This window comes from Chelatococcus daeguensis (assembly GCF_001887265.1).
GTDB lineage: Bacteria > Pseudomonadota > Alphaproteobacteria > Rhizobiales > Beijerinckiaceae > Chelatococcus_A > Chelatococcus_A sambhunathii.
In genome coordinates, this window is record NZ_CP018095.1 from 1,985,808 (window position 1) to 2,003,751 (window position 17,944).

At 66.7% G+C, this 17,944-nt stretch carries 16 protein-coding genes; 14 read left to right on the top strand and 2 right to left on the bottom strand.

What is annotated here, in order from left to right:
- Window positions 1-187: 187 nt before the first annotated feature.
- The 8 genes from BOQ54_RS09455 to BOQ54_RS09490 all read left to right on the top strand — a co-directional run bounded on the left by BOQ54_RS09455 (window position 188) and on the right by BOQ54_RS09490 (window position 8,185).
- Window positions 188-511, top strand: coding sequence for an FtsB family cell division protein (locus BOQ54_RS09455; protein WP_055458293.1), 324 nt, complete (start codon window positions 188-190; stop codon window positions 509-511).
- A gap of 188 nt (window positions 512-699) precedes the next feature.
- A complete protein-coding gene (gene pdhA / locus BOQ54_RS09460; protein WP_055458292.1) occupies window positions 700-1,767 on the top strand; it encodes a pyruvate dehydrogenase (acetyl-transferring) E1 component subunit alpha in 1,068 nt (355 codons plus the stop codon).
- A gap of 101 nt (window positions 1,768-1,868) precedes the next feature.
- Complete coding sequence (locus tag BOQ54_RS09465) at window positions 1,869-3,269, top strand: pyruvate dehydrogenase complex E1 component subunit beta (RefSeq protein ID WP_063186331.1); 1,401 nt, start codon at window positions 1,869-1,871, stop codon at window positions 3,267-3,269.
- Window positions 3,270-3,284: 15 nt separating this feature from the next.
- Window positions 3,285-4,655, top strand: a complete 1,371-nt coding sequence (locus tag BOQ54_RS09470) for a pyruvate dehydrogenase complex dihydrolipoamide acetyltransferase (RefSeq protein ID WP_071923774.1) — start codon at window positions 3,285-3,287, stop codon at window positions 4,653-4,655.
- A 54-nt stretch (window positions 4,656-4,709) separates the two neighbouring features.
- Window positions 4,710-6,149 (top strand): dihydrolipoyl dehydrogenase, encoded by a 1,440-nt coding sequence (gene lpdA, locus BOQ54_RS09475; RefSeq protein WP_071923775.1) that lies wholly within the window; start codon window positions 4,710-4,712, stop codon window positions 6,147-6,149.
- Between the two features lie 19 nt (window positions 6,150-6,168).
- Window positions 6,169-6,549, top strand: coding sequence for a GlsB/YeaQ/YmgE family stress response membrane protein (locus BOQ54_RS09480; protein ID WP_245316180.1), 381 nt, complete (start codon window positions 6,169-6,171; stop codon window positions 6,547-6,549).
- 190 nt (window positions 6,550-6,739) lie between these two features.
- Window positions 6,740-7,699 carry a lipoyl synthase gene (gene lipA, locus BOQ54_RS09485; protein WP_063186339.1) on the top strand — a complete coding sequence of 320 codons (960 nt, stop codon included), beginning with the start codon at window positions 6,740-6,742 and terminating at the stop codon, window positions 7,697-7,699.
- 9 nt (window positions 7,700-7,708) lie between these two features.
- Complete coding sequence (locus tag BOQ54_RS09490) at window positions 7,709-8,185, top strand: type II toxin-antitoxin system RatA family toxin (protein ID WP_063186341.1); 477 nt, start codon at window positions 7,709-7,711, stop codon at window positions 8,183-8,185.
- Window positions 8,186-8,192: 7 nt separating this feature from the next.
- Here BOQ54_RS09490 and BOQ54_RS09495 read toward each other — a convergent pair whose 3' ends face one another.
- A complete protein-coding gene (locus BOQ54_RS09495) occupies window positions 8,193-8,690 on the bottom strand; it encodes a CinA family protein (protein WP_055458285.1) in 498 nt (165 codons plus the stop codon).
- Window positions 8,687-9,898 carry a bifunctional 2-C-methyl-D-erythritol 4-phosphate cytidylyltransferase/2-C-methyl-D-erythritol 2,4-cyclodiphosphate synthase gene (locus BOQ54_RS09500; protein WP_071923776.1) on the bottom strand — a complete coding sequence of 404 codons (1,212 nt, stop codon included), beginning with the start codon at window positions 9,896-9,898 and terminating at the stop codon, window positions 8,687-8,689. Before BOQ54_RS09500 ends, BOQ54_RS09495 begins: the two co-directional genes overlap by 4 nt.
- Window positions 9,899-10,080: 182 nt before the next feature.
- On the opposite strand from BOQ54_RS09500, the gene dusB reads away from it, so the two are divergent.
- The 6 genes from dusB (at window position 10,081) to hfq (ending at window position 17,943) form a co-directional block, all read left to right on the top strand.
- Window positions 10,081-11,085 (top strand): tRNA dihydrouridine synthase DusB, encoded by a 1,005-nt coding sequence (dusB, locus tag BOQ54_RS09505; RefSeq protein WP_071923777.1) that lies wholly within the window; start codon window positions 10,081-10,083, stop codon window positions 11,083-11,085.
- Window positions 11,086-11,123: 38 nt separating this feature from the next.
- Entirely contained in the window at window positions 11,124-12,233 is a 1,110-nt protein-coding gene (locus BOQ54_RS09510) for a two-component system sensor histidine kinase NtrB (protein WP_055458498.1), read from the top strand.
- A gap of 12 nt (window positions 12,234-12,245) precedes the next feature.
- Entirely contained in the window at window positions 12,246-13,691 is a 1,446-nt protein-coding gene (gene ntrC, locus BOQ54_RS09515) for a nitrogen regulation protein NR(I) (RefSeq protein WP_071923778.1), read from the top strand.
- 105 nt (window positions 13,692-13,796) lie between these two features.
- Window positions 13,797-16,076: a sensor histidine kinase NtrY-like gene (locus BOQ54_RS09520; protein WP_245280476.1), complete on the top strand. Its 2,280-nt coding sequence runs from the start codon at window positions 13,797-13,799 to the stop codon at window positions 16,074-16,076.
- Entirely contained in the window at window positions 16,073-17,443 is a 1,371-nt protein-coding gene (locus tag BOQ54_RS09525; RefSeq protein WP_055458281.1) for a sigma-54-dependent transcriptional regulator, read from the top strand. Before BOQ54_RS09520 ends, BOQ54_RS09525 begins: the two co-directional genes overlap by 4 nt.
- 245 nt (window positions 17,444-17,688) lie before the next feature.
- Window positions 17,689-17,943, top strand: coding sequence for an RNA chaperone Hfq (gene hfq, locus BOQ54_RS09530; RefSeq protein WP_055458280.1), 255 nt, complete (start codon window positions 17,689-17,691; stop codon window positions 17,941-17,943).
- Window position 17,944 lies beyond the last annotated feature (1 nt).

Sequence of the window (17,944 nt, forward strand, 5' to 3'; positions counted from 1 at the left end):
TCGCCGATGTTCCCCTCCCCCTTGCGGGGAGGGGTAGGGGTAGGGGTCTTGACGAGACACATGGCGCATTTCGTCCTACGTGCGCTCCCCCCTCCCTAATCCTCCCCGCTAAGGGGGAGGGAACAGCGCGCTTTCCGGGGTACTGGCCCTTAATGTATCCTTAACCGTGGGCTTCCATGCTCGCTCCATGGTCATTCGCAAACGCCTTCGCTCGGTCCTCATCCCGCTCGTGCTCTACGGTGTATCGAGCGCGGTGGTCGGCTATTTCGTCGTCCACGCGCACAGCGGCGCGCGCGGGCTCGAGGCCAGACAGTCGTTCGAGGCGGAAATCGCGGAGCTCAAGGGCGAGCTTGCAGACTTGAAGGAACGGCGCGGCGAGTGGGAGACACGCATCGCCCTCATGCGCGCCCAGTCGGTGGATCGGGACATTCTAGAGGAACTGGCGCGTGAAGAGCTCGGTTTCGTGCATCCCAACGATGTCGTCGTGATGTTGCCGGCCCAGAAGCACTGAAGGCGTGCGGAAAAGTCGCTACGGCGGGTAGTCGAGGTTGCTTAACCGGAGTCGGGTTAACTGAAAAAACGACACTGATATCAGCCGGTTAGTTTCAAACGTATCCATTTATCCTGTGCCGATGGGGCTCGCCTTCGGCGCGCGGCTGCGCTACAACACCGCTCAACAACCCCGTTGGGAGGATGTTCATGGCTGTAGCCGCTCGTAAGGCATCGCGCTCGGATGCCGCCCCATCTGCCGCAAAATCGCGTACTGCAAGAAAGACGCAGTCGCAGGCTCCGAAGAAGGGCGCGGCGGGCTTCACGAAGGAACAGGATCTCTTCGCCTATCGCGAAATGTTGCTGATCCGCCGCTTCGAGGAGAAGGCGGGGCAGATGTACGGCATGGGCCTCATCGGCGGCTTCTGCCACCTCTACATCGGCCAGGAGGCCGTGGTCGTCGGCATGCAGATGGCCACGAAGGAAGGCGACCAGGTCATCACCGGCTATCGTGACCACGGCCACATGCTGGCCTGCGGCATGGATTCGAAGGGCGTCATGGCCGAGCTCACCGGCCGCCGCGGAGGATACTCCAAGGGCAAGGGTGGCTCGATGCACATGTTCTCCAAGGAGAAGCACTTCTACGGTGGGCATGGCATCGTCGGCGCCCAGGTCTCGCTCGGCACCGGCATCGCCTTCGCCAACCGCTACCGCAAGAACGGCAACGTCTGCCTGACCTATTTCGGCGACGGCGCCGCCAACCAGGGCCAGGTGTACGAGAGCTTCAACATGGCCGAGCTGTGGAAGCTGCCGGTGGTCTTCGTCATCGAGAACAACCGCTACGCCATGGGCACCTCGGTCTCTCGCGCCTCCGCGCAGACCGATTTCTCCAAGCGCGGCGCCTCCTTCAACATTCCCGGCGAGCAGGTGGACGGCATGGACGTGCGTGCCGTCATGGCTGCCGGCGAGCGCGCCATCGAATGGGCCCGGTCCGGCAAGGGTCCCTACATCCTGGAAATGCAGACCTACCGCTACCGCGGCCACTCCATGTCCGATCCGGCGAAGTATCGCTCGAAGGACGAGGTGCAGCGCATGCGCGAGGAGCATGATCCGATCGAGCAGGTGCGTCGCCGCCTCATCGATCAGTGGAAGCTCAGCGAGGACGAACTGAAGGCTGTCGACGCCAAGGTGCGTGAGATCGTCAACGAGGCGGCCGAGTTCGCCACGAACGATCCCGAGCCCGACGTCACCGAGCTCTACACCGACATCCTGAAGTAGGGCCGGCCGCCCCGTCGCCGTGTCCGCCCGGTGCGGATGCGGCCGGGCGGGGTAGAGCCGCCGCTTCGATCGCCCGCAATGCTTTGCTCCGAGATCGCCCCATGCCCATCGATATCCTGATGCCCGCGCTGTCCCCCACGATGGAGAGCGGCAAACTGTCCAAATGGCTCAAGAAGGAAGGTGACAGCGTCAAGTCCGGCGACGTGATCGCCGAGATCGAGACGGACAAGGCCACCATGGAGGTGGAGGCCGTCGACGAGGGCGTCCTCGCCAAGATCCTCGTCGGCGAAGGCACCGAGGACGTGGCCGTCAATACGCCGATCGCCGTCATCGCCGGCGAGGGCGAGGATGCCGGCAGCGTCGCCAACAGCACCGCTGCCACGCCCGCGGCGCCTGCGCAGGCGCCGGCCGGCGAGGCGCCGCAGGTCTCGGCCAAGCAGCACGAGGCCCCCGTCTCGGCCGTCGCGGCCCCCCCGGTGGTGAGTGCCCAGCCCGATCCCGAGGTGCCCGCCGGCACCGAGATGGTGAAGATGACGGTGCGTGAGGCGCTGCGCGACGCCATGGCCGAGGAAATGCGCCGCGACGAGGCCGTTTTCGTCATGGGCGAGGAGGTCGCCGAATACCAGGGCGCCTACAAGGTCACGCAGGGCCTCCTGCAGGAGTTCGGCGCCGACCGCGTGGTCGACACGCCGATCACCGAGCACGGCTTCGCCGGCCTCGGCGTCGGGGCGGCCTTCACGGGCCTCAAGCCGATCGTCGAGTTCATGACCTTCAACTTCGCCATGCAGGCGATCGACCAGATCATCAACTCGGCGGCGAAGACGCTCTACATGTCGGGCGGCCAGCTCGGCTGCCCCATCGTCTTTCGTGGCCCCAACGGCGCCGCCGCCCGCGTCGCGGCCCAGCACAGCCAGGACTATGCCGCCTGGTACAGCCACATCCCGGGCCTGAAGGTCGTCGCGCCTTATACGGCGGCCGACGCCAAGGGCCTGCTCAAGGCGGCGATCCGCGATCCCAATCCAGTCATCTTCCTCGAGAACGAGATCCTCTACGGCCACAGCTTCGAGGTGCCGAAGCTCGACGACTACGTCCTGCCCATCGGCAAGGCGCGCATCGCCCGTGCCGGGTCGCACGTCACCATCGTCGCCTGGTCCATCGGCATGACCTACGCCCTGAAGGCAGCCGAGGAGCTTGCGAGGGAGGGTATCGAGGCCGAGGTCATCGATCTGCGCACCATCCGCCCGATGGACACCGACACCATCATTGAATCGGTGAAGAAGACAGGCCGCTGCGTCACGGTGGAAGAGGGCTGGCAGCAGTCCGGCGTCGGCGCCGAGATAGCCGCCCGCGTCATGGAGCGCGCTTTCGACTATCTCGACGCGCCGGTGCTGCGCGTTTCGGGCAAGGATGTGCCGATGCCCTATGCCGCCAATCTCGAGAAGCTTGCCCTGCCGTCGGTGGCCGAGGTGGTCGCCGCGGTCAAGGCCGTCGCTTACGCCTGACGCGGGGAGGGGCCCATGCCGATCAACATCCTGATGCCCGCCCTGTCGCCGACGATGGAGAAGGGCAATCTCGCCAAATGGCTCAAGAAGGAAGGGGATGCCGTCAAGTCCGGCGACATCCTCGCCGAGATCGAGACGGACAAGGCCACCATGGAGGTGGAGGCCGTCGACGAGGGCGTGCTGGCGAAGATCGTGGTGCCCGAGGGCACCAGCGACGTGCCGGTGAACGACGTCATCGCCGTTCTCGCCGCCGAGGGCGAGGACCCGAAGGCGGTTTCCGCCTCGGGCGGCGCGCCGACCAAGGAAGCTCCTAAGGAAGCTGCCAAGGAGCCCGCCAAGGCCGAGGCGCCCAAGGCTGAAGAGCCCAAGGTGGAGCCCACCAGGGCCGAGGCGCCGGCCCCCGCCGCCAAGGCCGGCCCCGCGCCGGTCGCCGACGGCAACCGCGTCTTCGCCTCGCCGCTCGCGCGGCGCCTCGCGAAGGAGGCGGGGATCGACATCGCCGCCATCGCCGGTTCCGGCCCGCACGGGCGCGTCGTCGAGCGGGACGTGAAATCCGCGCTCGCCGGCGGCGCCAAGCCCGCGGCAGCGGCCGTCCCCGCTGCTGCCCCGGCCCCCAAGACGGCACCTGCGCCCGCTCCGGCCGGCATGGGCGACGAGCAGATCAAGAAGCTCTTCGAGCCCGGCTCCTACGAGGAGGTGCCGCACGATTCCATGCGCAAGACGATTGCGCGCCGCCTGACGGAATCGAAGCAGACCATCCCGCACTTCTACCTGTCGGTGGATTGCGAGCTCGACGCGCTGCTCACGCTGCGCGAGCAGATCAACGCCGCCGCGCCGAAGGACAAGGACGGCAAGCCCGCCTACAAGGTCTCGGTCAACGACTTCGTCATCAAGGCGCTGGCCCTGTCGCTGATGCGCGTGCCGGACGCCAACGTCTCGTGGACGGACAACGCCATGCTGCGCCACAAGCAGGCGGATGTCGGCGTTGCGGTCTCGATCCCCGGCGGCCTTATCACGCCCGTGGTGCGCAAGGCCGAGACGAAATCGCTGTCCACCATCTCCAACGAGATGAAGGACTACGCGGCGAGGGCCCGCGCCCGCAAGCTCAAGCCCGAGGAATACCAGGGCGGCTCCACCGCCGTGTCGAACCTCGGCATGTTCGGCATCCGGGACTTCTCGGCCGTCATCAACCCGCCGCACGCGACCATCCTCGCCGTCGGCGCGGGTGAGAAGCGGGTCATCGTCAAGAATGACGCGCCCGCCGTCGCCACGGTGATGACGGTGACGCTGTCGACCGACCACCGCGCCGTCGACGGCGCGCTCGGTGCCGAACTGATCGCCGCCTTCAAGCAGCTCATCGAGAATCCGATGGGGCTGCTGGTCTGAGCCGCGAGCGCCACCAATCCCCTCCCGTGCAGGGAGGGGAGGAGAGAGCCTGACATGTCCAGCTACGACATCATCATCATCGGCGCCGGTCCCGGCGGCTACGTCACCGCCATCCGCGCGGCGCAGCTCGGCTTCAAGACGGCGGTGGTCGAGCGCGAGCACCTCGGCGGCATCTGCCTCAACTGGGGATGCATCCCCACCAAGGCACTCCTGCGCTCGGCCGAGATCTACCACTACGCCACCCATGCCAAGGATTACGGCCTCGTGCTCGAGGGCGCGATGAAGGTGGATACGGCGGCGGTGGTGAAGCGCTCGCGCGGCGTTTCCAGCCAGCTCAACACCGGCGTCGGATTCCTGCTCAAGAAGAACAAGGTCGACGTCATCTGGGGCGAGGCCAACATCACCAAGCCGGGCGAGGTCGTCGTCAAGGCGCCGACGAAGTCGGTCCAGGGCGCGCCCATCGAGGCGCCCAAGGGTGCGCAGCCGCCCGGCACCTATCAGGCCAAGCACATCATCGTCGCCACCGGCGCGCGCCCGCGCGTGCTGCCCGGCCTCGAGCCGGACAAGAAGCTGGTGTGGACCTATTTCGAGGCCATGGTGCCCGAGAAGATGCCGAAGTCGCTGCTCGTCGTCGGCTCCGGCGCCATCGGCATCGAATTCGCCTCCTTCTACCGCACCATGGGCGCCGAGGTCACGGTGGTGGAGGTGCTGCCGCAGATCCTGCCCGTCGAGGACGCGGAGATCGCCGGCGTCGCGCGCAAGCGCTTCGAGAAGCAGGGCATCAAGATCCTGACTGGCGCCAAGGTGACGAAGCTCGACAAGGCGGCCGACAGCGTCACCGCCCATATCGAGGACGAGAAGGGCGCCAAGCAGACGATCACGGTCGATCGCGTCATCTCCGCCGTCGGCGTCGTCGGCAACATCGAGAACCTCGGCCTCGACAAGCTCGGGGTGAAGACGGAGCGCGGCTGCGTCGTCACCGACGGGCTGGGCCGCACCAACGTTCCGGGCATCTACGCCATCGGCGACGTCGCCGGCCCGCCGATGCTTGCCCACAAGGCCGAGCACGAAGGCGTCATCTGCGTCGAGACCATCAAGGGTCTGCCCACGCACGCCATGGACAAGGCGATGATCCCGGGCTGCACCTATTGCCACCCGCAGGTCGCGTCCGTCGGCCTCACGGAGGCGAAGGCCAAGGAGGCGGGCTACGATGTGCGCGTCGGCCGCTTCCCCTTCGTCGGCAACGGCAAGGCCATCGCTCTCGGCGAGCCGGACGGCCTCGTCAAGACCATCTTCGACAAGAAGACCGGACGCCTCCTCGGTGCCCACATGGTCGGCGCGGAGGTGACGGAGCTCATCCAGGGCTTCGTCATCGCCATGAACCTGGAGACGACGGAGGAGGAGCTCATCCACGCCGTCTTCCCGCACCCGACCTTGTCGGAGATGATGCACGAATCCGTGCTCGACGCCTACGGACGCGTCATTCACGTCTGAGGATCGTGCGCGCCGCACGATGAGCGGCGCGTACAGAACTTGTACCGACTCCTTGCTGTCGAGGCGAAGAGGAGCGATCCTTGGTTGCGCTCTTTTTCTCGATTGCAAGGGGGCATTCATGCAAGGGGTCGGTATTCTCGGAGTTCAAGGCATCAATCTTCTCTGGCTCATTCTTATCGGTATTCTGGCGGGCTTCATCGCCGAGAAGGTGATGAACCGCAACCACGGTCTCCTCACCAATCTCATCGTCGGCCTCATCGGCGCCCTGATCGGGCCGTCGATCCTCGGCGCGCTCGGCCTGATGCCGGCAGGCAGAAGTCTGGTGGTCAGCCTCGTCGTGGCAACGATCGGCGCCGTTGTGCTTCTGTTCCTGCTCAGCCTGATCAGGCGGCGATGGTAGCGTGCGATTTCACGCGCATGAAACGCCTGAGGTTCTGCGCGAGGAGGATATTGCACATTCTGCGCGCGGAGCCGTGCCTTGATGAAGGGCGCTTTGCCGCGCCCGAACTGGCTTGCCTACTTGCGAGACGGCCTGCAAATACATAACCAAGAGAGGTCGTCCGCGAGGGGCGACCCCGCGGAGATGTCTGATGGCCGTCGTTCTCGACCTGCTCAATCGCGACCCACGCCCGCGCCACCCCGAAAAGGCCCATCGGCCGGACCAGCCCGTGATGCGCAAGCCGGACTGGATCCGCGTGAAGGCACCGGGTTCGCCCAAGTGGGCCGAGACCAATCGCATCGTGCGCGAGAACAAGCTCGTGACGGTCTGCGAGGAGGCTGGCTGCCCCAATATCGGCGAGTGCTGGGAGAAGAAGCACGCGACCTTCATGATCATGGGGGACACCTGCACCCGCGCCTGCGCCTTCTGCAACGTCAAGACCGGCATGCCCCAACCGCTCGACCGGGAGGAACCGGAGGGCGTCGCCAAGGCCGTCGAGAAGCTCGGCCTCAGCCACGTCGTCATCACCTCGGTCGACCGTGACGATCTCGCCGACGGCGGCGCGCAGCATTTTGCCGAGGTCATCGCCGCCATCCGCGCCCGCTCGCCCAAGACGACCATCGAGGTGCTGACGCCGGATTTCCTGCGCAAGGAAGGCGCGCTCGAGGTCGTGGTGAAGGCGCGGCCGGACGTTTTCAACCACAATCTCGAGACAGTGCCGTCGAAATACCTCAAGGTACGGCCCGGGGCACGCTATTTCCACTCGGTGCGCCTCCTTCAGCGCGTGAAGGAGCTCGACCCGACCATCTTCACGAAGTCCGGCATCATGGTCGGCCTTGGCGAGGAGCGGAACGAGGTGCTGCAGCTCATGGACGACCTGAGGGCCGCGGAAGTGGACTTCCTCACCGTCGGCCAGTACCTGCAGCCGACGAAGAAGCACCACCCGATCGTCCGCTTCGTCACGCCGGACGAGTTCAAGGCCTATGAGACGACGGCCTATGCCAAGGGCTTCCTCATGGTGTCGTCGAGCCCGCTGACGCGCTCCTCGCACCATGCCGGCGAGGATTTCGAGCGGCTGAAGGCGGCACGCGCGGCCAAGCTGGGCGCCTGACGGGGCATCATGCCGTCATTTCGCAACAAGCGTCGCGTGCCGCACACTCCGGCACAGATGTTCGACCTCGTGGCGGATGTGGAACGCTACCCCGCATTCCTGCCGCTGTGCGAGGCACTGCGCGTGCGCCGGCGCGCCGCCAGCGGCGAGGGGGTGGAGACCCTCGTCGCCGACATGACAGTCGGCTACAAGGCTATCCGCGAGACCTTCACGAGCCGCGTCACTCTCGACAGGCCGCGCATGCGCATCCTGGTTGAATATGTTGATGGGCCCTTCCGTCATCTCGAGAACCGTTGGGCCTTCCATCACCTTGATAATGGTGGCTGTGAGGTGGATTTCTTCATTTCCTACGAGTTCAAGAGCATGGCGCTCGGCCTCGTCATGGGCGCGGTCTTCGAGCGCGCCTTCCACAAGTTCGCGGAAGCGTTCGAGGAGCGGGCCCGGGAGGTCTACGGCCGAGGCGGAAGCGTGGCTGCCCGGGCCTGAAGCCAGGTCAAGCCCCGGCACAGGCCTCTTCGAGCATCGTGAGGGCTACCGCCACCGACAATCGCCGCACCTCGGAGCGGCCGATGTCGCCCAAACGCTCCTCCCGATGGAGGACCTTGCCGGTACGCATGGCCACGGCGAAATGAACGAGGCCGACCGGCTTTGCCGCGCTGCCTCCGCCGGGGCCCGCGATACCGGTGACGGCAACGGCGAGATCGGCCCGCGAACGGGCGAGGGCGCCCGTGGCCATGGCCCGCGCCACCGGCTCGCTGACAGCACCGTGTTCGCCGATCAGATCCGCATCGACGCCGATGGCTTCGACCTTCGCCTCGTTGGAATAGGTGACGAAGCCGCGCTCGACGACGTCGGACGATCCGGCGATGGCTGTGAGCGCGCCGGCGACGAGCCCGCCGGTGCAGGATTCGGCCGTGGCGATCTTCAGGCCGCGCTGGCGGCAGGCCGCGAGCAGGGCCTCCGCCTGGGCGAGAATGGCACCGTCGATCATGCCTGTCCCTCCGAGGATGCCGGCAGGCGCACTGTGGCGCTCGCCTGGGCGGCGATGCCCTCGCGCCGGCCGGTGAAGCCGAGCCCTTCCGAGGTCGTCGCCTTGACGGAAACCTGCCCCGTGCCGATGCCGAGGATCTCGGCGATCCGTGCGCGAATGGCCTCGCGATGCGGCCCGATGCGGGGCCGCTCGCAGACGACGATGACGTCGACATTGTCGATGATGCCGCCGCGCCGGCGCACGCGCTCGCCGGCATCGCGCAGGAAGAGGTCGGAGGATGCGCCCTTCCACTGCGGGTCGGACGGGGGGAAATGGGTGCCGATGTCGCCCTCCGCGATGGCGCCGAGCAAAGCATCGGTTAGGGCATGCAGCACCACGTCGCCATCCGAATGGGCGACGATGCCGCGCTCGTGCGCGATGGCGATGCCGCCGATCATGATGTGATCGCCCTCGCCGAAGGTGTGCACGTCATAGCCGATGCCGAAGCGCACCGTCATGTCGCGCTGTGCCGACAGGCGCCGTTCCGCCTCAACGAAGTCCTCGCCGGTCGTCAGTTTCACGTTCCGCGCCTCTCCGGGAAAGATGTGGACGGTGCCGCCCGCCCATTCGGCGATGGCGCCGTCGTCGGTGAAGCCGTCGATGCCTCGCTCGGCGGCCGCGCGATGGGCGGCGAGAAGTGCGGGGAAAGCGAAGGCCTGCGGCGTCTGCACCGTGCGCAGCATGGCCCTGTCTGGCGTCTCGGCCACGCAGCCATCGGCGCCGACGACCTTGACCGTATCCGTCACTGCGAGACCGGGCACAGCCGCGCCGTAGAGCTCGGCGGCCGCGATCGCCCGGTCGATGAGCTGCGGCGAGAGGAACGGGCGCGCCGCGTCATGCACAAGGATGATGTCCGGCGCGCGCCCCACCTGCCCGGCAAGTGCCTCGAGGCCTGCGTGGACCGAGGCCTGCCGGGTCGCGCCGCCGAAGCCGGCCGGCAGCAGCTTGCCCTCGTGTTCGAGACCGCGTGCGATCTGGTTGTAGATGGCTTGGTCGTCGGGATGGATGACGCACAGGACCTTGGCGATGGCCGGATGACGCAGCATCGCCGCGAGGCTGTGAGCGACCAGCGGCCGCCCGGCCAGGAGCCGGTACTGCTTGGGTAGCGCGTGCGGGCGCGCCCGTGTGCCGCGACCGGCGGCGACGATGATAGCTGCAACGAGCGGCATCGAACGGCTCTCGACCTCTTCCACCGTCCACCCCGGTTGGGGCGAGACGAGTCCCGGCCGTTCTGATAAGGCGGCGGGGCGCTCAGCGCAAATGCACCGGGCTGCGGCGAACGAGCCTATTGTGCAGCGCAAGATTTTGCGCAATTTTGATGCAACACTGTGCATGATCAAGAAATAGGCAGATGACTTTAGCGATCGGCTCTGTCGCAATCGACGGACGTGCCTTTCTCGCCCCTATGTCGGGCGTGACCGATGTCGGGCTGCGCCGGCTGGCGCGCCGCTTCGGCGCCTCGCTGGTCATATCCGAGATGGTGGCCTCGCAGGAGCTGGCCCGCGGCGACGAGGAAGCGCGCATGCGGGCCGAAGGCGAGGGCGTCTTGCCGCACGTCGTGCAGATCGCCGGCTGCGATCCGCACTGGATGGCGGAGGGGGCCCGCGTCGCCGCGGAGGCGGGCGCCGACATCATCGACATCAACATGGGTTGCCCGGCGAAGAAGGTGACGGGCGGCTGGGCCGGCTCGGCGCTGATGCGGGATCTCGACCATGCCACACGGCTGGTGGAGGCCGTCGTCGCCGCCGTTCGCGTGCCGGTCACCCTGAAGATGCGGCTCGGTTGGGATGACGCGAGCCGCAATGCGCCGGAGCTCGCCCGCCGCGCCGAAGCGGCCGGCGTGCGCCTCGTCACCGTACACGGGCGCACACGCCAGCAGTTCTACAAGGGCAGCGCCGACTGGGCGGCGGTCGCGGCTGTGCGCGCCGCCACCTCCTTGCCCCTCGTCGTCAACGGCGACATCGCTGACTCGGCAGACGCCCGCGAGGCCTTGCGGCTGTCGGGCGCCGATGTGGTCATGATCGGCCGCGCCGCCGTGGGCCGGCCCTGGCTTGTCGGCGAGATTGCCCGCGATCTCGCCGGGGATGCCGGCCGGCAGGGCGGGGCACCCGACGCCGCGACGCGCGGCGCAGCTGCCATCGAGCATTATGAGACGCTTCTTTCACTGTACGGCCGCGAGATGGGTCTCAGGCACGCTCGCAAGCACCTTGCAGCCTATGCCGAACATGCCATCGCGCTCGGCAGCAAGCGCGCCCGCGTCGAGCGGGCGCGGATCGTCACCTCCGAGACCCCCCAACACGTCATCGCGGCGCTGCGCGCCATGTTTGCCGACGTGCCGCTCGAGGATGCCGCATGAACGCGCAGGAGATCGTCGCGAGCGAAGAGTTGCCGCTCATGAACAGAGGTTTCGAACAGGACGGCGATGCCATCGTCAATGTCCTGCCGCTTCCCGTCATCACGGTCGATGCCGAGGGGCTCATCACCCAGGCCAACATCGCCGCCGAGAGCTTCTTCGAGACGGGGCTCAACCTCCTGCGCCGGCAGCGCCTCAGCGAGCTTCTGCCGTTCGGTTCGCCGGTCATCGCACTCGTCGAGGAGGTGCGCCAGCGCGGGGCCAGCGTCAGCGAATACCGGGTCGACATCGGTTCGCCGCGTCTCGGCGGCTCGCGCATCGTCGACGTTTTCGCAACGCCCCTCGCCGAGCCGCGTGGCCGCGTCGTCCTGATGCTGCAAGAACGGACAATTGCCGAAAAAATGGACAGGCAGCTGACCCATCGCGGCGCGGCCCGGTCCATCACCGCGCTCGGCTCCATGCTGGCGCACGAGATCAAGAACCCGCTCTCCGGCATCCGCGGCGCGGCACAGCTGCTCGAAGCGACGGCCAACGAGAATGACCGCCTGCTCACGCGCCTCATCTGTGACGAGAGCGACCGCATCGTGAAGCTCGTCGAGCGCATGGAGGTCTTCGGCGAGGAGCGGCCGATAGAGCGTGGCCCCGTCAACATCCACGACGTGCTCGACCACGTGAAGCGGCTGGCGGTCTCGGGCTTCGCGCGCCATATCCGCTTCGTCGAGGAATACGACCCGTCGCTGCCACCGCTCTACGGCAATCGCGACCAGCTCATCCAGGTGTTGCTCAACCTCGTGAAGAACGCGGCCGAGGCAATCGGGCCGGACGCAGTCGACGGCGAGATCACGCTGGCCACTGCCTTCCGCCCGGGTGTGCGCATGCAGATCCGTGGCTCGGAAGAGCGGCTCAGCCTGCCGCTCGAGATCCGCGTGCGGGATAACGGTCCGGGCGTGCCGCAGGACCTCCTGCCGAACTTGTTCGATCCCTTCGTGACCACCAAGGCCCAGGGAACTGGCCTCGGTCTTGCTTTGGTTGCCAAGGTCATCGGCGATCACGGCGGCATCGTCGAGTGCGAGTCCGCCCCGCGGCGTACGACCTTCCGCCTGCTGATGCCGATGCTTCTCGCCCATGACGGGCGGGCAACAAGGACATGATGGGATAACGAGATGCAGCGCGGCAGCGTTCTAGTAGCAGACGACGATGCAGCAATCCGTACGGTCCTCAATCAGGCGCTGTCGCGCGCCGGCTATGACGTACGCTCCACGGGCCAGGCGGCGACGCTGTGGCGCTGGGTTTCGCAGGGCGAGGGCGACCTCGTCATCACCGACGTCGTGATGCCGGACGAGAATGCCTTCGACCTGCTGCCGCGCATCAAGAAGATCCGGCCGGAGCTGCCGATCATCGTCATGAGCGCGCAGAACACGTTCATGACCGCGATCCGCGCCTCCGAGCGCGGCGCCTATGAATATTTGCCCAAGCCCTTCGACCTGAAGGAGCTCGTCGCCATCGTCGGCCGCGCCCTGTCGCGCCCCCGCGGGGCCGCGGTCTCGGCGCACGGCATGGAGGGCGAGGACATCCCCCTCGTCGGCCGTTCCCCGGCCATGCAGGAGATCTATCGCGCGCTGGCGCGCCTGATGCCGACGGACCTCACCGTGATGATCACCGGTGAGTCGGGCACCGGCAAGGAGCTCGTGGCGCGCGCCCTGCACGACTACGGCAAGCGCCGCAACGGACCCTTCGTCGCCGTTAACATGGCCGCCATCCCGCGCGACCTCATCGAATCGGAGCTCTTCGGCCACGAGAAGGGGGCCTTCACCGGTGCCACCGGCCGCAACGCCGGGCGTTTCGAGCAGGCGGAGGGCGGCACGCTCTTCCTCGACGAGATCGGCGACATGCCCATGGAGGCGCAGACGCGCCTCCTGCGCGTGCTGCAGCAGGGCGAGTACACGACCGTCGGCGGCCGGGTGCCGATCAAGACCAATGTCCGCATCATCGCGGCGACCAACAAGGACCTCAGAGTCTCCATCAATCAGGGCCTGTTCCGCGAGGATCTCTACTTCCGCCTCAACGTCGTGCCGTTGCGCCTGCCGCCGCTGCGCGAGCGCAGCGAGGATATTCCCGACCTTGCGCGCCATTTCTTCGGCATGATTGAGAAGGAGGGGCTGGCGCGGAAGCAGATCGACGCCGAGGCCCTCGACAAGCTCAAGCGCTATCGCTGGCCGGGCAACGTGCGCGAGCTCGAGAACCTCGTGCGCCGTCTCGCCGCGCTCTACCCGCAGGAGACGATCACCGCGCCGATCATCGACGCCGAGCTCGAGCCGGTCGGCGCGCTCGCGGCCGATGACGCGGTCGCAACGGCGGCGCCGGCGAGCCTCTCGGAAGCCGTCGAGCAGCATCTTGCCGCCTATTTCGCCGAGTTTCCCGACCGGCTGCCGCCGCCCGGCCTCTATCATCGCATCCTGAGGCAGATCGAGCCGCCGCTGATCGGTGCTGCGCTTGCCGCCACCCGCGGCAACCAGATCAAGGCGGCGGAGCTGCTCGGTCTCAATCGCAACACATTGCGGAAGAAAATTCGCGACCTCGACATGCAGGTGATCCGCAGCGCGCGATGAGCATTCCCTGCGCTCTGTCATATTTTGACAACACTGTTGTCTTGATGCATCACAAGGGCAGTCGAGTCGCTGACTGAGCCGTTCGGCTCGAAGATTCGAGGCCTCGTGACGTCAACATCGAACCAGGGCACCCGCAGCACGGTGCGCGACGAAAAGGGCTCGGCGCGCGTCTCCGGGCTGGTCGGCACCATTGCCGTGGTCACGGCGCTAGCGAGCGCGCTCATCACCTTTCTCGTGCTCGCTGGTCTCACGCCCATCCTGCCGACGCACGAGGTCGTCGTCTGGGCGCTGTTCATCAATGTCGTGCTCGTCATCGCGCTTGTCGCGATCGTCCTGTGGGACACGTGGAGCCTGTTTCGCGCACGGCGCCGGGGCGCCGCCGCGGCGGGGCTGCACGTGCGCATCGTCTCGCTGTTCAGCCTCGTCGCGGCCTTCCCGGCCGTGCTCGTTGCCATCGTCGCCACGGTGACGCTGGAGCGGGGGCTTGACCCCTGGTTCACCGGTTCGCTCAAGGCGCTTATGACCAACACGCTGGACATCGCCAAGGCCTACCGCGACAGCCAGTGCCGCTCGCTGGTGCGCGAGACCTACCTGATGGCCGACGACCTCAATCGCGCCAAGCCGATGTTCGACGTCGACCGGCGGCTCTACCGGGATTTCATGACCTCCCGGGCGCTCTATCTCGGCTTTCCCGTGGCCATGCTCATCCAACAGGACGGCGAGGTCATGGAGCGCATCGAAGCCAAACAGCTCGAGGGCCTCACCCTGCCGGACAAGGAGGTTCTGGCGGGGGCAAGCCCGACCGACGCCGACTGCCTCATCACGAGCAACAGCAACATCTTCCGCGCCGTCATCAAGCTTCCCTCCTATGGCGATGCGGTGCTGTTCGTGGCGCGGGCCGTCGATCCGCGCGCCGTCTCCTTCCCGGGCGAGGCCGAGGCGGGCGTCGCCTATTACCAGGCGCTCGAAGCGAAGAAGGCCGGGATCCAGATCGCCTTCGCCTCGATGTTCGCGCTCGTCGCGCTCATCGTCCTCCTGTCGGCGGTATGGCTCGGCCTCAGTTTCGCCAACCGCCTCGTCGCGCCGATCCGCCGCCTCATCCACGCCACGGACCAAGTGGCGACCGGCAATTTCTACGTCCAGGTGCCGATCCGCCGCGCTGAGGGTGATCTTGCCCATCTCGGTGCGACCTTCAACAAGATGACGAGCGAGCTGCGCCAGCAGCACGACAGCCTCACCGAGGCGAGTGACGTGCTCGACAAGCGCCGGCGCTTCACCGAGGCGGTGCTCGCCGGCGTCTCCGCCGGCGTGGTGGGCACGGATGCGCACGGCCGCATCACGATCGTCAACCCCTCGACCGAACAGTTGTTGCGCCAGCCAGCGTCGCGCCTCGTCGGCCGTCCCGTGGCCGAGGCGGTGCCAGAGCTCGCAGAACTTGTGGAGGAGGCTCTCACAAGTCGGCACCGGCAGTTCGTGCAGGGGCAGATTTCCATCAACCGCGACGGGCGCGACCGCATGCTCACGGTGCGCGTCACCAGCGAGCAGGCTGTTGGCCAAGACAAGGGTTTCGTCGTCACCCTCGACGACATCACCGATCTCGTTACTGCCCAGCGCACCTCGGCCTGGGCCGATGTGGCGCGGCGTATCGCGCATGAGATCAAGAACCCGCTGACACCGATCCAGCTCTCGGCTGAGCGCATCCGGCGCAAGTACGGCAAGGTCATCGTTGCCGATCGGGAGGTCTTCGACCAGTGCGTCGCGACCATCGTGCGCCAGGTGGACGATATCAAGCGCATGGTCGACGAGTTCTCGTCCTTCGCGCGCATGCCCAAACCTTCGCTCGCCCACGACGACGTGGTCGAGACGGTGCGGCAGGTCATTTTCCTGATGCGCGTCGGCAATCCCGAAATCACCTTCGAAGAGCGCTACGAGCCCGATTCCATCGCCGCGCGCTTCGATCGGCGCCTGATCTCCCAGGCGGTGACGAACATTGTCAAGAACGCCACCGAGGCGGTCCTCGCCGTGCCGGAGGAGGAGCGCGGGCCCGGCCGCATTGCTGTCGCCGTCACGCGCGAGGACGGCGGGCGCGTCGTCATCGACATCGCCGACAATGGCAAGGGCTTCCCGCGCGAAGGGCGCCAGCGGCTGCTGGAACCCTACATGACGACGCGAGAGGGGGGCACGGGTCTCGGCCTCGCCATCGTCGGCAAGATTCTCGAAGACCACGGCGGCGGCATCGAGCTCATCGATGCGCCGCCGGACGAGCGCGGGCGCTCGGGCGCCCGTGTCAGGCTGTGGTTTCCCATGACCGACGCGGCCGAAGATTCGCCCGATGAGGGCGGGCGCGCGAGAGCCGCGGCATTGCATACGGGGCAGGACGGATGAGTGCAGACATCCTGGTCGTTGACGACGAGGCCGATATCCGCGAGCTCGTGGCCGGAATTCTGGAGGACGAGGGGCACCGCACGCGCACCGCCGGCAGCTCCGACGAGGCGCTGGCCAGCATCGAGCAACGGCGGCCGCACCTCGTCTTCCTCGATATCTGGCTGCAGGGCAGCCGGCTCGACGGGCTGCAGGTTCTCGACAACATCAAGGAGAACCACCCCGAACTTCCGGTGATTATGATCTCCGGCCATGGCAACATCGAGACGGCCGTTTCCGCCATCAAGCGCGGCGCCTACGACTTCATCGAGAAGCCGTTCAAGGCGGACCGGCTGGTGCTCGTCGCCGAGCGCGCGCTCGAGGCCTCACGCCTCAAGCGCGAGATCAAGGAACTGCGCACGCGCTCGGTTCAGGCGAGCCGCATTGTCGGCCGCTCGGCTGCCATCAACCAGCTGCGGCAGGCGGTGGAGCGCACCGCGCCGACGAACGCGCGCGTGCTCATCACCGGCGCGCCGGGGGTCGGCAAGGAGCTGACGGCACGCACGCTGCACGGCCTCTCAAGCCGGGCCAATGGACCCTTCGTGGTCATCAACGCGGCGACAATCACGCCCGAGAACATGGAAAGCGAGCTCTTTGGCGTGGAGGCTGGCGAGGGCAGGGCGCGCCGCACCGGCGCGCTCGAGGAAGCCCACGGCGGCACGCTCTACATCGACGAGATCGCCGACATGCCACGCGAGACGCAGAACCGTATTCTGCGCGTTCTCGTGGACCAGAACTTCCAGCGCGTCGGCGGGGCAACACGCGTCCATGTCGACGTGCGCATCATCTCCTCGACGAGCCACGACCTGACGGAAGCTATCGCCGCGGGCCGGTTCCGCGAGGACCTGTTCCACCGCCTCAGCGTCGTGCCGATCCGCGTGCCCTCGCTCGCCGAGCGGCGCGAGGACGTGCCTGAACTGGTCGACTTCTTCATGGACCAGATCTCGTCGGCAACCGGCCTTGCCAAGCGCCTCATCGCCGAGGATGCCATGGCCGTGTTGCAGACGCACGACTGGCCCGGCAATGTCCGCCAGTTGCGCAACAACGTTGAACGGCTGATGATTCTTGCCGGCGGCGATCCGGAGGTCTCCATCACCGCCGAGATGCTGCCGGCCGAGATCGGCTCGCTCGTGCCGACGACACCGGCCGGGGCGGGCGGCGAAAAGCTGATGAGCCTGCCACTGCGCGATGCGCGCGAGATTTTCGAGCGCGAATATCTGATCGCACAGATCAACCGCTTCTCGGGCAACATCTCGCGCACGGCCGAATTCATCGGCATGGAGCGCTCAGCCCTGCATCGCAAGCTCAAGTCGCTGGGGATCGGCTCGTGAGCGGACCGGCAAGGCGCACTCCGCGCCACGGCCTCGGGCGCACGCTCCATTCCACGGCGCAACTTGCCCGAAACCGCAATAAACAAACTTAATGCGCGCAAGACCACTTGCGCGTAAAGTCCTATGCCTTTGTAATGATACCAACCGGTCTGATATGCCCTGGGCCTGGGACGATTCTCTCCAGCGGGCAAGAACAACAAAAGCGCGCCGCGGACCGGCGGCGGCACGGCTGACGAGGCTCAACAATGGCGGGCGAACGCACGCAGAACCTGCAAGACACTTTTCTCAACAACGTCCGTAAGAACAAGGTTCCGCTGACGATCTTCCTCGTCAATGGCGTGAAGCTGCAGGGCGTCGTGACCTGGTTCGACAACTTCTGCGTCCTTCTGCGCCGGGATGGCCATTCGCAGCTTGTCTACAAGCATGCGATTTCGACGATCATGCCAGGCCATCCGATTCAGCTCTTCGAGCAGGGCGAAGAGGGCGGCGAAAAGGCCTGAC